The organism is Cobetia sp. AM6, assembly GCF_009617955.1.
GTDB classification, from domain to species: Bacteria; Pseudomonadota; Gammaproteobacteria; order Pseudomonadales; family Halomonadaceae; genus Cobetia; species Cobetia amphilecti.
In genome coordinates this window covers 994,666-1,008,879 of sequence record NZ_AP021868.1, presented here as the reverse complement: position 1 = coordinate 1,008,879, position 14,214 = coordinate 994,666, and the positions used below count along the sequence as shown (strand labels likewise).

The window sequence follows — 14,214 nt, the reverse complement described above, 5'->3', positions numbered from 1 at the left end:
CATCATTGCAGCAAGCGAATGCCGCTGACACCCCTGCAACGCGGGGTTTCGCATAAACGAAAAACCGCCACCCCGGGCATGCCGGTAGTGGCGGTTCTTTTACAGCGGCGGCCTGCCTCAGACTTCGCCGTTGGCCTGACGCTCGAAGGTATCGGCGCGCAGGATCTCGATCCAGTAGCCATCGGGGTCCTTCACGAAGGCCAGACCCTTCATCTTGCCATCGTCGGGACGCTTGACGAACTCGACGCCCAGCGACTCGAAACGCTCGGCAGCCGCGTAGACATCCGGCACGCTGACCCCGATATGGCCGAAGCCCTGCGGCTGGGCGTTGCCGTCATGGTAGGCGAAGTCCGGGTCATTCTCGGTGCCCCAGTTATGGGTCAGCTCCAGCATCGCCTCACGCCCGAAGGTGTAGGTGGTGCGCTTGAGGTCATCACCGGGCACTTCACTGGCCTGGTCGTCATCCAGATAGGCGAGGAAATAGAGGCTGAACTGCATTTCCGGGAAGTCGAGCTTGCGCACCAGACGCATGCCCAGCACGCGAGTGTAGAAATCCAGGCTGCGCTCGGGGTCCTTGATGCGCAGCATGGTCTGGTTGAAGACGTAGCCACGGGTGGCCGGGTCGATCTGCTCACTCAGGCCGGGAGCCTGCTCGAAATGTGTTGCCATGTTGGTCCTTCCACAGGAAAGGACGGCAGAGCCTCGAAGATGCCCGGCCGCCCCTGGTGATCGTATAGCTGTCAGATGGTGACGGCGGCCAGATTTTGCAACCTCGCCGCCGCTGGCATCACGCGATCTCGATCAGTACTTCCCCCGGCGTGACACGATCGCCACGCGCGACATGAATGGCCTTGACGGTACCGTCGACACGCGCGGCGATCTCGGTCTCCATCTTCATCGCCTCACTGATCAGCACCGACTGGCCCGCGGTGACGCTGTCACCGACCGCGACCAGTACCTCGACGATGTTGCCCGGCATCGCGGTGGTGACATGGCCCGGCGCCGAGGCGCTGGCACGTCCGCCGCTCTGGCCGCCCGCCACGTAATCGTCCTTGGCCTCGAACACTACCTCTTCCGGCATGCCGTCCAGGGTCAGGTAGACGTGACGCTTGCTGCCCTTGGCACCGCCGACGCCGGTGATCTGCACCGCGTAGGACTCGCCGTGCACGTCGATGACGAACTCGGTCGGCACGCCAGAGGTCACCGGGCGCTCCGCCTCGCCCTGGGGGATGATTTCCGGTGTGAGCGTGCCGGCACGACGCTCGTTGAGGAAGTCACGTCCCAGCTCCGGGAACATGGCGAAGGTCAGCACGTCCTCGGGGGATTCGGCCAGCTCGCCCAGCTCCTCGGTGAGGCGCGTCATCTCCGGCGCGAGCAGGTCGGCCGGGCGCCCGACTTCCACCGGCGCGTTGCCGATGGCACGCGAGCGGACCTCTTCGTTGACCGGTGCCGGCGCCTGACCATAGCCGCCCTGCAGATAGCGCTTCACCTCGTTGGTGATGCTCTTGTAGCGCTCGCCGGTCAGCACGTTGAGAACCGCCTGGGTGCCGACGATCTGCGAGGTCGGGGTGACCAGCGGCGGGTAGCCGAGATCGGCACGCACACGCGGAATCTCATCGAACACCTCGCGGATGCGCTCCAGGGCGTTCTGCTCCTTCAGCTGGCTGGCCAGGTTGGACATCATGCCGCCGGGGATCTGACTGATCTGGACCGAGACATCCTCGCGGGTGAATTCGCTCTCGAAGGCTGAGTACTTGCTGCGCACCTCGTGGAAGTAATCGCCGATCTCGCGCAGCGACTCCAGCTCAAGGCCGGTATCCCACTGGGTGCCGCGCAGCGAGGCCACGAAGGATTCGGTGGCCGGATGGCTGGTGCCGCCGGCGAAGGCCGAGATACAGGTATCGATGTGGCGACAGCCCGCCTCGACGGCCTTGATCTGGCACTGCGGCGCCAGGCCCGCCGTGGCGTGGCTGTGCAGGTGGACCGGCACCTCGACCGCCTCGACCAGCGCGCTGACCAGATCATAGGTGGCGTACGGCGTCAGCAGGCCGGCCATGTCCTTGATGGCGATGGAATCGGCCCCCATCTCGACCAGCTTGCGCGCCTGCTCGACGTACATCTCCAGCGTATGCACCGGGCTCACGGTGTAGCAGATGGTGCCCTGGGCGTGCTTGCCGGCCTTCTTGACCGCGCGCATGGCGGTTTCCATGTTGCGCAGATCATTCAAGGCATCGAAGACACGGAAGATATCGATGCCACCTGCCGCGGCGCGCTCGACGAAGGCCTCCACCACATCATCGGCGTAGTGACGATAGCCGAGCAGGTTCTGGCCGCGCAGCAGCATCTGCAGCGGGGTGTTGGGCATGGCTTCCTTGAGCGCCTTCAGACGCGTCCAGGGGTCTTCCTTCAAAAAACGCACGCAGGCATCGAAGGTCGCGCCGCCCCACACTTCGAGACTGTAGAAACCGGCCTGATCGAGGCGCGCGGCAATCGGCAGCATGTCCTCGGTGCGCATGCGGGTCGCGATCAATGACTGGTGGCCATCGCGCAGCACGACTTCGGTGACCTTGACGCGCTCGGCGTGATCAACGGCGGGGGTGTTGGGGGTTGCAGCTGTCATGTCTGGGGTCCTTCTAATTGTTGGCTACGTGAACCGGGGGAAGCTCAGAGAAGATTCACGACATCAGGGGCATCAGGTGCGCATCAGAGACCGGCGTGGGCCGCGATGGCCGCCGCGATCGCCAGCGCCGTCTGTTCCGGCAGGCGCTTGACCGAGTACTGGGTCAATTCCGGGTGGGCTGCGACGAAGCCGGTATCGAAGTGTGCGTTGCGGAAATCAGGGTGCTTGAGGATTTCCTGATAGTAAGGCGCCGTGGTCTTGACGCCCTGCAGACGCATGTCATTGAGGGCACGTGAACCACGATTGATGACCTCTTCCCAGGTCAGCCCCCACACGATGAGCTTCAGACACATGGAATCGAAATACGGCGGGATGGTGTAGCCGGTATAGATCGCGGTATCGGTACGCACGCCAGGCCCGCCCGGCGCGTAGTAGCGCGTGATGCGTCCGAAGCTTGGCAGGAAGTCGTTCTTGGGGTCCTCGGCGTTGATGCGGAACTGGATCGCATAGCCGTGATGGCGAATGTCTTCCTGACGGAAGGCCAGCTTGTGGCCCCAGGCGATGCGGATCTGCTCGCGCACGATGTCCACGCCGGTGATGGCCTCGCTGATGGTGTGCTCCACCTGCACGCGAGTGTTCATCTCCATGAAGTAGATCTCGTTGCCCTTGACCAGAAACTCCACGGTACCGGCGTTGCGATAGCCGACGGCGCGGGCGGCACGTACCGCCATCTCACCGACGTAGGAGCGCTGCTCCGGTGTCAGCTGTGGACTGGGGGCGATCTCGATCAGCTTCTGGTTGCGACGCTGGATGGAGCAGTCACGCTCGAACAGATGAATCACGTTGTCGTGATTGTCGGCCAGGATCTGCACCTCGATATGCAGCGGGTCGACCACGCAACGCTCGAGGAACACATCGGCACTGCCGAAGGCCTTGGTGGCTTCCGAGATCACGCGCCCCCAGGCCTGCTCGAGCTGATGAGCATCATCACAACGCCGGATACCGCGCCCCCCACCGCCTGAGGTAGCCTTGAGCATGACGGGGTACCCGACCTGCTCGGCGACACTCAGCGCTTCCTCGACATCGGCCAGATTGCCGGCCGAGCCCGGCGTCACCGGCACGCCGGCCGCCTTCATGGCATCGCGGGCCTGGGTCTTGTCACCCATGCGGGCGATGACACTGCTGGCCGGCCCCACGAAGGCGATACCCGCCGCTTCGCAGATGGCCGCGAATTCGGCGTTCTCCGACAGGAATCCGTAGCCCGGATGGATGGCGTCACAGCCGGTCTCGCGCGCGAGATCGACCAGGCGGCGGGCATCCAGATAGCCGGCCAGCGGGTCTTCGCCGATGAAATGCGCTTCATCGGCGCGTTTGACGTGCAAGGAGAAACGATCAGGTTCGGTGTAGACAGCGACTGAGCGGATGTCCATCTCGGCACAGGCGCGTACAATGCGCACTGCGATTTCCCCTCGGTTGGCAATCAGCAACTTGCGAAACATGGTGACTCTCCCGGACGTGACGCGTGATCTTGTTGTGGTGCTCTGGTCGTGCGCTTGTCATTGACCGCCAGACGCGACAACGGCGCTGACAGACACGAGGTAGCATGCGTTCCACGCTACCCAGCGAGAGACCAATAGAAAAGTTGATATTTTTTTGCCAATCTATAAGTAAAACCTTATGACTGGGTGTGTCATGTCGCGTCCAAACTTGTTGAATCGCTTAACTTTCAGACAGTTACAGGTGTTCCAAGCGGTTCATCGCCAACAGTCCTACTCCCGTGCGGCCGAGCAACTTGGCCTGACGCAACCCGCCGTCAGTGCCCAGATTCGTCAATTGGAGCAGGCACTCGAGCAATCGCTGTTCAAATATGCCGGTAAGACGCTGCATATCCTGCCGGCGGCTGATGCCCTGGCGAACTCGGTGCAGTCGATCTTCGGCGAGGTCTCGAGCTTGCAGATGGAGCTGTCGGAGATCGCCGGTACCATCCGCGGCGAGCTCAATCTGGCGGCCGTGTCCACCGCTCAGTACGTGGTGCCGCATATTCTGGCGCGCTTTCGGGCGCGGTATCCGGAAGTGTCGGTGCGCCTGCGCGTCTGCAATCGCGGTCAGGCGCTCGAGCGTCTCGCCGAGCGGCGCGATGACCTGGTGATCATGGGCATGGTGCCGGATGACGCCAATCTGGCCTTCATGCCGATTCTCGACAACGAGCTGATCCCCGTCGTCTGGCCCGGCCATCCGCTGCTGGAGGTCAAGGGCATCACCCTGGAAGACCTCGCGCAGTACTACATGCTGATGCGTGAACCCGGCTCCGGCACACGTACCGCCTTCGAGGAGTTTGCCGCACGCGAGCGTGTCTCGCTGCGCCATACGCTGGAGTTGGGCTCCAATGAGGCCATCAAGCAAGGCGTGATGGCGCACCTGGGGGTGGCGATCCTGCCGCGACTGTCGGTTCAGCTCGAGCTGGCCTCAGGCCTGCTGGCCTCGCCCTCACTGCCGGGCTTCCCGCTCAGACGCAGCTGGTGCACCGTCTACCCCAAGGACCGCTACCCCACGCCGGTCACCGAGCTGTTCCTGCGCTTCGTGCGCGAGCTGCTGCCGGAGCTCAATGCTCACTTCAGCGCGCCGATGGAGCCCATCCCCGGGCACAGCGTGGCCTGCCTGCCGCTGGCGACCGAGCAATGAACATAGCGACCTGATGGCGCAAGCCACATGAAAAAACCGCCATGGAGACAAGCTCCATGGCGGTTTTTTCGTTCAGGCAACTGACGTCATGTCAGCAGTGCGGCTTACTTCACTTCCACACCGTGCGCCTGCTTGTCGGCGTGGTAGGAAGAGCGCACCAGCGGGCCGGAGGCGACATGCGAGAAGCCCATCTCGCGCGCCTTCTGACCGAGCCAATCGAAGGTGTCCGGGTGCACCCAGCGGTCGATGGGCAGGTGGTTGCGCGACGGCTGCATGTACTGCCCCAGGGTCAGCATGTCGACACCGTGGTTGCGCAGGTCCTGCATGACTTCGAGCACCTGCTCGTCAGTCTCGCCGACACCCAGCATCAGGCCGGACTTGGTCTTCACTTCCGGACGACGCTCCTTGTAGCCCTTGAGCAGATCAAGTGACCACTGGTAGTCGGCGCCCGGACGCACGCGACGATAAAGGCTCGGCACGGTTTCCAGGTTGTGGTTGAAGACGTCCGGCGGCGTCTGCCCGAGCACGTCCAGCGCGACCTGCATGCGGCCACGGAAGTCCGGTACCAGCACTTCGATCTCGGTGCCATCGCACTTCTCGCGAATCTCGCGGATGCACTCGGCAATGTGGTTGGAGCCACCGTCGCGCAGGTCATCACGGTCGACGGAGGTCACGACGACGTAATTCAGGCGCATCTCGGCGATGGCCTCGGCCAGCTCGCGCGGCTCGTCAGCGTTCAGCGCGTTGGGGCGACCGTGCGCCACATCGCAGAACGGGCAACGACGGGTGCAGATGTCACCCATGATCATGAAGGTCGCGGTGCCGCCGCTGAAGCACTCGCCCAGGTTCGGGCAGGAGGCTTCTTCACAGACCGTGTGCAGGCCGTGCTTGCGCAGCGTCTGCTTGATGCGCGTGACTTCCGGCGAGGCCGGCATGCGCACACGCAGCCAGTCCGGCTTCTTGGGCAAGGTCTCGGTGGGAATCACCTTGACCGGAATGCGGGCAACCTTCTCGGCGCCGCGCAGCTTCACGCCACGCTCCTTGCGGGCAGGAGCAGCGGAGGGAGCGGGCTTCGTGGTAGCGATGGTCTCGGTCATCAGTTCTGTCCTGCTGTTCGAGAAATGTCAGCCAGTGCCGCGGGCAGGCCGCTCACCGGAGTCAGGGTCACATCGCCCAGGCTTGCGCCCAGACAACGCACCAGGCGGTCACGCTCGCTGGCAAGATCCACCGGTGCGCGAACGAGATCGCGCAGCTGGGTCATCGCCATGCCGGCATAGCCGCAGGGATTGATGCGCCCGAAGGGCGCGAGGTCCATGTCCAGATTGATCGCCACGCCATGGAAACTGCAACCACGCCGGATGCGCAGTCCCAGCGAAGCGATCTTGGCCTCTTCCATCGAACGACGCGGGTCATCGCCACGCTGCGCCGACTTCTTCACATAGACGCCAGGCGCGTCCGGACGCGGATAGGCCTCGATGCCATGCTCAGCCATCGCCGCCACCACCGTCTCTTCCAGCGCCGTCACCAGCTGGCGAACGCCGATGCCGCCCCGCTTGACGTTGAGCAGCGGGTAGAGCACCAGCTGGCCGGGCCCATGATAGGTCACCTGGCCGCCACGGTCGGTCTGCACCACCGGAATGTCGCCCGGCATCAACAGATGCTCCGGCTTGCCCGCCTGGCCCTGGGTAAAGACCGGCGGGTGCTCTACCACCCACAGCTCGTCCGGCGCATCGGCCGCACGCGTATCGGTGAAGTGGCGCATGGCCGACCACACCTCATCATAGGCCTTGAGGCCGAGGTGGTAGACGTGAATCGTGTTCATGCATGCGCTCCTGTCATCAAGGCGCAAGACAAGGAAATCCAGCGTTTCATGCCTGGATCACAGCACCATATGGATGCGACCGGTGGCCTTGAGGTCACGGTGCAGCGCATCCAGCTGATCGGTACCGGTGGCACGGATCACCACACGGATGCTGCGGTAGTTGCCGTTCTTGCTGTCCTGCCAGGTGATGGCCGTCGCATCGAAGCCCGGCGCATGCACTTCCAGGATATTGCAGACCACTTCGACGAGATCTTCTGCGGCGGTGCCGACGATCTTGAGGGAGAAATCACACGGGAATTCAATCTTCGGGGGCGTCTGCCCACCAGCTGCTGGCGTCTTGGCCATGGGGATAGCCCTTCAGGTAACTCTATTTCCGACCATTCTACTCAACAAAGGGCGATCCGTCAGCCGGATCGCCCTTTGTTGAGTACACGACCGCGATATTCAGGGGCGCGCGCCTGGCACCGCCAGCACGCGCGCCCCACTGCCATCACTGAATCATGTCATCGGCCGCGTCACCTCGCACAGCCAGGCGACTGACTCAGTTGAACAGGCCGTGGAAGAACAGCATCAGGGCATCCCACAGACGCTTGAACAGGCCGCCCTGCTCCACCGGCTCCAGTGCGACCAGCGGTTCTTCGGCCAGCACCTTGTCGTCCAGCTTGATCTGCAGGGTACCGTACTGCTCGCCGGCCTGAACCGGGGCCTTGATGGTGTCCTTGAGATCAAGACGCGCGGTCAGCTTGTCAGCCTGACCGCTCGGTACGGTCAGGAAGACGTCCTGAGCCATGCCCAGACGTACCTGGTCCTTCTCGCCACCCCAGACACGCGCCTGGTTGAGCACCGCGCCCTTGTCATAGAGCTTCTTGCTCTCGAAGTAGCGGAAGCCGTAGGTCAACAGCTTCTGGGATTCCTGCGCACGCGCCTCTTCGGACTTGGTACCCATCACGACACTGATCAGGCGGGTATCTTCCTTCTTGGCGGATGCCACCAGGCAGTAGCCGGCTTCTTCGGTGTGGCCGGTCTTCAGGCCATCGACATCCTTGTCACGCCACAGCAGCTTGTTGCGGTTCGGCTGCTTGATGCCATTCCAGGTGAAGTACTTCTGGGAATAGATCTCGTAGTGATCCGGGTAGTCCTTGATGATGCGACGCGCCAGAATCGCCAGGTCGTGCGCCGTGGAGTAATGCTCCGCGTGCGGCAGGCCAGTGGCGTTCATGTAGTGGGTGTTCTTCATGCCCAGACGCTTGGCGTGCTGGTTCATCAGGTCGGCGAACGAACCTTCGCTGCCGCCGATACGCTCGGCCAGCGCGACGCTGGCGTCGTTGCCGGACTGGATGATGACACCGTGCAGCAGGTCATCGACGGTGACGCTGGTGCCTTCGCGGATGAACATGCGCGAGCCACCTGTCTTCCAGGCATTGACGCTGATGCGAACCTTCTCGTCCGGGCTCAGCTTGCCGTCGTCCATCTCGCTCTCGACCAGGTAGGCCGTCATCATCTTGGTCAGGCTGGCCGGCGGCAGGCGCTTGTCGGCATTGTGCTCGACCAGGATGCGCCCGGAATTGGCGTCCATCAGAATCCAGGAAGATGCCGCCAGCTGCGGCGCCGCCGGAATCAGGGTATCCGTCTCGATGGCATGGGCCGGGGTGGCGGCAACGCCTGCGAACAGCGCAATGCCGCTGGCCGCCATCAGCGCGGAGAATCGACGCCGAAGAGGAAGAAGTCGGGCTTTCAGGGACATGTTGGAATCTCTTTGACACTCATGCATAAGCCGAGGCTTGCGCCTCGGCCATGTTGCGCCTCTTCACGAAGCGCATGATGGATGAAAACGGGCCTGCGGCCCTTATCGCTCTGCCGTGACGCTGAAGGCCCCGGCATAGCCAGCATCGGCCAGCGCCGACTTGAGCGATTCAATACGGACATTGTCTTCCAGCGGGCCGACCTGAACCTTGTAGAGGTCGCCGCTGCCCAGCACGCGGGTCGGTCGTCCCAGACGGGAACTGACACTGGCACGAATGCTGTCGGCCTTGCTCAGGTCACTGACCGCCGCGACCTGCAGGAAGGTGGCTTCCCCGTTCGCCACGGAGGACGTGCTGCTCGGCGCAGCAGAGGCTACCACGGGCTTGGCGGCAACGCTCGCGCCGGAAGCGCTCGAGGCCACGGAACTACCGGTTGCCTCCATCGCGTCAAGTCCGGCAATGCCCTGCTCGCGGCGTACCGCCTGGCTGCGCGCCAGCAGGCGCTCGGACTCTGCCGTGCCCTGGGTCGGGCTCGGGCCCGGCTTCCAGGTCGTGGCGTCGAGGGTCTCGACACGCACGTGCCCGGTGCCGTGGCCCAGCATGTCCAGGCGCCACGCCGCGCTGTAGGACAGGTCGATCAGGCGGTCTTCATGGAAGGGCCCGCGGTCGTTGACCTTGACGATGACCTGCTTGCCGTTGTCCAGATTGGTGACACGCGCATAGGTCGGCAATGGCAGCGACTTGTGGGCCGCCGTCATGGTGTACATGTCATAGATCTCGCCACTGGCGGTGGCGTAGCCATGAAACTTCTTGCCATACCAGGAAGCCGTGCCCTCGGCCACGTAACCGCGCGGATCATCCATCACGCGATAAGTCTTGCCCCATACCTCGTACTCGCTGCGATTGCCGCTGCGGGTATAGGGTTCGACACGTGGCACCTCATCGGGCACCGCCGAGACATCCGGCGCATCATCGGGATAGGCATCGCTGTCCATCTCGTAGCGGCTGTTCTTGCCCGCCTTCTTGCCGGCACTCGCCGAGGCACCATCACTGACCTGGGTGCCACCCCCACTGCTGGCACAACCGGCCAGCAGGGCAAGCGCGAGGGTCAGCGGTAGCGCGCGTGACCAGCTCATCCCGCACCTCCGTCCTCGAGACGACGCTTGATCGCCCGGGAGAGCTCATCCACGGCCATCGCATACATGTGGCTGTGGTTGTAGCGCGTGATGACGTAGAAGTTGTCGAAGCCGACGGCGTAGCGGTAGCCCTGCTTCAGGTCCAGCGCCAACGGAATCACCTGGGTATTGCCGGCCACGTCGTCTGCCACCTGGACACCGGCAGCCTCGAGCGCGGAAACGCTCATGTACGGCTTTTTGGTCTTGTTGAAGGTGACGGAGGACGGCGGCGTCCCGGGGCCATCCGCGGCGCTGACCACCGGCGCACCGGCCTTCCAGCCATGACGCGCGAAGTAGTTGCCGACACTGCCGATGGCATCGACCGGGTTGTGCCACAGATCACGCACGCCATCGCCATCGAAATCGACCGCATAGGCCTGATAGCTGGTCGGGATGAACTGCGGATAGCCCATCGCGCCGGCGTAGGAACCCTTGATGGAGAGCGGGTCGATGCCCTGCTCAATCGTCAGCTGCAGGAAGGCTGCCAGCTCGCCACGGAAGAACTTGCCGCGACGCGGGTGATCGAAGGCCAGCGTGGACAGTGAATCGATCACGCGGTGAGTGCCGGTGTGCTTGCCGAAGAAGGTCTCGACACCGATGATGGCGGCGATGACTTCCGGCGGCACGCCATACTCGGCCTGGGCGCGATCGAAGGTTTCACGATGCTCGGCGATGAACTTCACACCAGCTTCGATGCGTGATTGCTTCATGAAGATGGCGCGGTACTGGTCCCAGCGCAGATGACCTTCCGCCGGACGCGACATGGCATCCAGCACCTTCTGGCTGTAATCGGCCTGATTCATCAGCTCGGTCACGCGATCGCGATCCAGCCCCTTGGCCACCAGCTCGTCGACCAGCTTGGCCGTTTCCGGGTGAGTCGCCGGGGCGAAGCCATCAGGCGCCGCCTTGGCCACGCCTGACATTCCCAGCAGCGGTGCCACCATCACCAGGGCTGCGCCCCAGTGCTTCAGACGTCGCCCACGCGCATTGATCACCGTCATCGACTCTCTCCTTGCCTGTCTGCGAGCTTGGGCTCGCGAATGTCCTTGCCACTCGGCAACTGGCCGCCACGTCATCGCGACAATAGGCGCCGGTGGGTATGAATGCTCATGAGAATACCGAAGCCTGCCAGCAAGGTCACGCTGGAGGTCCCACCATAACTGACCAGCGGCAACGGGACGCCAACGACCGGCAAGATACCCGATACCATACCGATGTTGACGAAGACGTAGACGAAGAACGTCAGGATGATCGCGCCCCCCGTCAGCCGTGCAAAACTGTCCTGGCCATTGTTGGACATCACCAGCCCGCGCAGCACGATCAGCACATAGAGCCCCAGGAAGAAGCTCATGCCGATCAGGCCGAATTCCTCCCCGATGACCGCGACGATGAAGTCGGTATGGCGCTCCGGCAGAAACTCGAGCTGGGACTGGGTGCCCAGGGTATAGCCCTTGCCGAAGATGCCGCCCGAGCCGATGGCGGTCTTGGACTGGATGATGTTCCAGCCCGCGCCGAGCGGGTCAGACTCCGGATTGAGGAATGTCAGCACACGGCGGCGTTGATAGTCGTGCATCACCATCCACAGAAGCGGCAATGCCGAGGCGATCAAGGCGCCGAAGAAGGCGATCAGCTTCCAGGAAAGCCCCGCCAGCAGGATCACGAACACGCCCGCCGCGGCGACCAGCAACGAGGTGCCGAGGTCCGGCTGGCGCGCGATCAGCAGCACCGGCGCGACGATGATCACGGCGCAGATGGCCAGATCTCGCCAGCGAGGGGGCAGCGGGCGCTGACCAAGCCAGCAGGCGACCATCATCGGCATCGCCAGCTTCATCAGCTCAGAGGGCTGAAAACGCACCACCCCGGGGATGACCAGCCAGCGCTGGGCGCCCATGCCGACATCCCCGAGCACCTCCACCGCCACCAGCATCAGGAAGCCGGCGCCATAGGCGACCGGCGCCCAGCGGTAAAGGGTCGCGGGTGACAGCTGGGCGAGCCCGATCATGATCACCAGTGCCAGCGCCTGACGTGAGGCCTGGCGCAGCGTGAAGTCGATATCCTGGCCGCTGGCGCTGTAGAGCACGATCAGCCCGCAGCCGAGCACGGCCAGCAGCAACAGCAACAGCCAGGGGTCGAGGTGGATACGCTCCCACAGGCTGGTGCGGCGGCGATGACTGAGATCTCCACCTACACCACGCATCGAGCGCTGATAATCAGTCGGCATCGTACTCTCCTTGCTCACCCTCGCCCGCCGGTGCCTCCGGGGGTGCCAGAGCGGCAGCCAGCGTGAGCGCCGCCTCACGCGCCTCGGGGTCAATGCGCGGCAACAGCCAGTAATCGGTGACGGCGCGTGCCATCGGGCCCGCCACGGAGCTGCCGCCCTGGCCGTTCTCGATCACCACGGAGACGGCAATCTCCGGGTGCTCGACCGGCGCAAAGGCGGCGAACAGGGCGTGGTCACGCAGACGCTCCGCGAGCTCCTTGCCGTTGTATTTCTGGTCCTGCCCGAGGGTGAAGACCTGAGCGGTACCGGACTTGCCGGCCATGCGGTACTTGAGCCCGGGCCCGACATACTTGCGCGCCGTGCCTTCTCGCCCGCTGACCACATCCTCGAGCGCGGCGATGACATCGTCCCACCATGCCGGATTGTCCAGCACCACATCCGGCTTTTCCTCGCTTCTGGGCAACAATACCGTCTCGTCACCGATGCGCTTGGCCAGGTGAGGCGTCACGTGCCTGCCGCGATTGGCCAGCACGGCCTCCGCTGAGGCGAGCTGCAACGGCGTGGCAAGCCAGTAGCCCTGACCGATACCGATGGAGATGGTCTCGCCGGGGTACCAGGGCTTGTCGTAGCGATTGCGCTTCCACTCCTTGGACGGCATCAGGCCGGGCAGCGCGCCCTGCACGTCCAGCGCCGTCTGCTCACCGAAGCCGAACTTGTGCATGTACTCGCTGATGCGGTCGATCCCCAGGCGGTAGGCGACGTTGTAGAAGAAGGTGTCATTGGACACCGCGATGCCACGCCGCATGTTGACCCGCCCATGCCCCCAGCGCAGCCAGTTGCGATACTTGTGGCTGTCATTGGGCAGCTGGAAATAGCCGGGGTCGTAGAAGGTGGTGCTGGTGGTGATGGCACCGTTCTCCAGCCCCGCCAGCGACATGAAGGGCTTCACGGTCGAGGCCGGCGGGTACTGGCCGCGAATGGCACGATTGAACAGCGGCAGGTCGATATCATTCTGCAGCGCGCGATAGCTCTTGACGCTGATGCCGGTGACGAACTCATTGGAGTTGAAGCCCGGCACGGAGGCCATCGCCAGGATGTCGCCCGTCTCGGGCTCGATGGCCACGATGGCACCACGCCGCCCCTTGAGCAGCCGATAGGCGAGATCCTGCAGGCCGCGATCGATGGTCAGCGTCAGGTCCTTGCCCGGCACCGGGTCGATCCGCGACAGCTCACGCAGCACACGACCCCGCGCATTGGTTTCCACCTTGCGCAGGCCCGCCTGACCGTGCAGCTCCTCTTCATAGAAGCGCTCGATGCCGGTCTTGCCGATGAAGTGGGTGCCCGAATAGTTGCCCTTGTCGAGGGTCTTGAGCTCGGCCTGATTGATGCGCCCCACGTATCCCAGGGTATGCGACAGCGGCTTGGCGTCCGGGTAGTAGCGCAGCAGCTGCGCCTCGACCTCGACGCCGGGCAGGCGATAGCGATTGACGGCCAGACGCGCGATCTGCTCCTGACTCAATTCACTCATCAACAGGGCGGGCTGATAGGGGCGTTGACGCTGACGCGAGCGTTCCTTGAAGTCTTCGACTTCATCGGGCGGCAGATCGAGAATCTCGACCAGGCGCTCAAGCGTCGTCTCGAGATCACCGGCGCGTTCGCGCACGATGGTGAGATTGTAGTTGGGACGGTTTTCGGCGAGCAGCTGACCATTGCGGTCATAGATCAAGCCGCGCGTGGGCGGCAAGGGCTCGACACGCACACGGTTCTTGTCCGAGCGCGTCGTATAGATGTCGTGTTCCACGACCTGCAGGAAGAGCAGCCGCGCCAGCAGACACCCGGCCAGCACCAGCACAAGGCCGGCAGCCACGATGCTGCGAAGGCGAAAGATCCGCACTTCCTGTTGAGGATTCTTTATCGTCGCCCGGCGTTGGCGCATGGCGGGTCTCGCAACC

At 63.7% G+C, this 14,214-nt stretch carries 12 protein-coding genes; 1 reads left to right on the top strand and 11 read right to left on the bottom strand.

From position 1 onward, the window contains the following. Positions 1–117: 117 nt before the first annotated feature. The 3 genes from gloA to CLAM6_RS04310 all read right to left on the bottom strand — a co-directional run bounded on the left by gloA (position 118) and on the right by CLAM6_RS04310 (position 4,119). Complete coding sequence (gene gloA / locus CLAM6_RS04320; RefSeq protein WP_153635238.1) at positions 118–669, bottom strand: lactoylglutathione lyase; 552 nt, start codon at positions 667–669, stop codon at positions 118–120. Between the two features lie 118 nt (positions 670–787). After that, a complete protein-coding gene (gene oadA / locus CLAM6_RS04315; protein WP_153635237.1) occupies positions 788–2,620 on the bottom strand; it encodes a sodium-extruding oxaloacetate decarboxylase subunit alpha in 1,833 nt (610 codons plus the stop codon). An 83-nt stretch (positions 2,621–2,703) separates the two neighbouring features. After that, complete coding sequence (locus tag CLAM6_RS04310; protein WP_043331944.1) at positions 2,704–4,119, bottom strand: acetyl-CoA carboxylase biotin carboxylase subunit; 1,416 nt, start codon at positions 4,117–4,119, stop codon at positions 2,704–2,706. 193 nt (positions 4,120–4,312) lie between these two features. Between CLAM6_RS04310 and CLAM6_RS04305 the strand changes: the two genes are divergently transcribed. After that, positions 4,313–5,302 (top strand): LysR family transcriptional regulator, encoded by a 990-nt coding sequence (locus tag CLAM6_RS04305; protein ID WP_043331946.1) that lies wholly within the window; start codon positions 4,313–4,315, stop codon positions 5,300–5,302. A 104-nt stretch (positions 5,303–5,406) separates the two neighbouring features. On the opposite strand, the gene lipA is transcribed toward CLAM6_RS04305, so the two are convergent. From lipA to mrdA, 8 genes are all read right to left on the bottom strand, one after another. Further along, positions 5,407–6,399, bottom strand: coding sequence for a lipoyl synthase (lipA, locus tag CLAM6_RS04300; protein ID WP_153635236.1), 993 nt, complete (start codon positions 6,397–6,399; stop codon positions 5,407–5,409). Beyond that, positions 6,399–7,124 (bottom strand): lipoyl(octanoyl) transferase LipB, encoded by a 726-nt coding sequence (gene lipB, locus CLAM6_RS04295; RefSeq protein ID WP_082388119.1) that lies wholly within the window; start codon positions 7,122–7,124, stop codon positions 6,399–6,401. Before lipB ends, lipA begins: the two co-directional genes overlap by 1 nt. A 57-nt stretch (positions 7,125–7,181) precedes the next feature. Next, positions 7,182–7,469, bottom strand: a complete 288-nt coding sequence (locus CLAM6_RS04290; RefSeq protein ID WP_043331948.1) for an HP0495 family protein — start codon at positions 7,467–7,469, stop codon at positions 7,182–7,184. A gap of 196 nt (positions 7,470–7,665) precedes the next feature. Continuing rightward, on the bottom strand, positions 7,666–8,868 hold the full coding sequence (locus CLAM6_RS04285) for a D-alanyl-D-alanine carboxypeptidase family protein (protein ID WP_054555032.1): 1,203 nt from the start codon (positions 8,866–8,868) through the stop codon (positions 7,666–7,668). Positions 8,869–8,970: 102 nt separating this feature from the next. Then, a complete protein-coding gene (locus CLAM6_RS04280) occupies positions 8,971–10,002 on the bottom strand; it encodes a septal ring lytic transglycosylase RlpA family protein (RefSeq protein ID WP_153635235.1) in 1,032 nt (343 codons plus the stop codon). Further along, positions 9,999–11,042: a lytic murein transglycosylase B gene (gene mltB / locus CLAM6_RS04275; protein WP_043331956.1), complete on the bottom strand. Its 1,044-nt coding sequence runs from the start codon at positions 11,040–11,042 to the stop codon at positions 9,999–10,001. The genes CLAM6_RS04280 and mltB overlap by 4 nt, the downstream gene beginning before the upstream one ends. Before the next feature lie 71 nt (positions 11,043–11,113). Continuing rightward, the gene (gene rodA, locus CLAM6_RS04270) at positions 11,114–12,262 is read right to left on the bottom strand and encodes a rod shape-determining protein RodA (RefSeq protein WP_043331958.1); all 1,149 of its coding nucleotides are present in this window, start codon (positions 12,260–12,262) and stop codon (positions 11,114–11,116) included. After that, positions 12,252–14,198, bottom strand: coding sequence for a penicillin-binding protein 2 (mrdA, locus tag CLAM6_RS04265; protein WP_153635234.1), 1,947 nt, complete (start codon positions 14,196–14,198; stop codon positions 12,252–12,254). Before mrdA ends, rodA begins: the two co-directional genes overlap by 11 nt. Between the last annotated feature and the right edge of the window lie 16 nt (positions 14,199–14,214).

Bases quoted from the DNA above. Each gene is read 5' to 3' on its own strand.
- gloA (WP_153635238.1), bottom strand. From the start codon at position 669: ATGGCAACACATTTCGAGCAGGCTCCCGGCCTGAGTGAGCAGATCGAC.
- lipA (WP_153635236.1), bottom strand. From the start codon at position 6,399: ATGACCGAGACCATCGCTACCACGAAGCCCGCTCCCTCCGCTGCTCCT.
- CLAM6_RS04305 (WP_043331946.1), top strand. From the start codon at position 4,313: ATGTCGCGTCCAAACTTGTTGAATCGCTTAACTTTCAGACAGTTACAG.
- CLAM6_RS04290 (WP_043331948.1), bottom strand. From the start codon at position 7,469: ATGGCCAAGACGCCAGCAGCTGGTGGGCAGACGCCCCCGAAGATTGAA.
- CLAM6_RS04310 (WP_043331944.1), bottom strand. From the start codon at position 4,119: ATGTTTCGCAAGTTGCTGATTGCCAACCGAGGGGAAATCGCAGTGCGC.
- lipB (WP_082388119.1), bottom strand. From the start codon at position 7,124: ATGAACACGATTCACGTCTACCACCTCGGCCTCAAGGCCTATGATGAG.
- CLAM6_RS04280 (WP_153635235.1), bottom strand. From the start codon at position 10,002: ATGAGCTGGTCACGCGCGCTACCGCTGACCCTCGCGCTTGCCCTGCTG.
- mrdA (WP_153635234.1), bottom strand. From the start codon at position 14,198: ATGCGCCAACGCCGGGCGACGATAAAGAATCCTCAACAGGAAGTGCGG.
- oadA (WP_153635237.1), bottom strand. From the start codon at position 2,620: ATGACAGCTGCAACCCCCAACACCCCCGCCGTTGATCACGCCGAGCGC.
- rodA (WP_043331958.1), bottom strand. From the start codon at position 12,262: ATGCCGACTGATTATCAGCGCTCGATGCGTGGTGTAGGTGGAGATCTC.
- CLAM6_RS04285 (WP_054555032.1), bottom strand. From the start codon at position 8,868: ATGTCCCTGAAAGCCCGACTTCTTCCTCTTCGGCGTCGATTCTCCGCG.
- mltB (WP_043331956.1), bottom strand. From the start codon at position 11,042: ATGACGGTGATCAATGCGCGTGGGCGACGTCTGAAGCACTGGGGCGCA.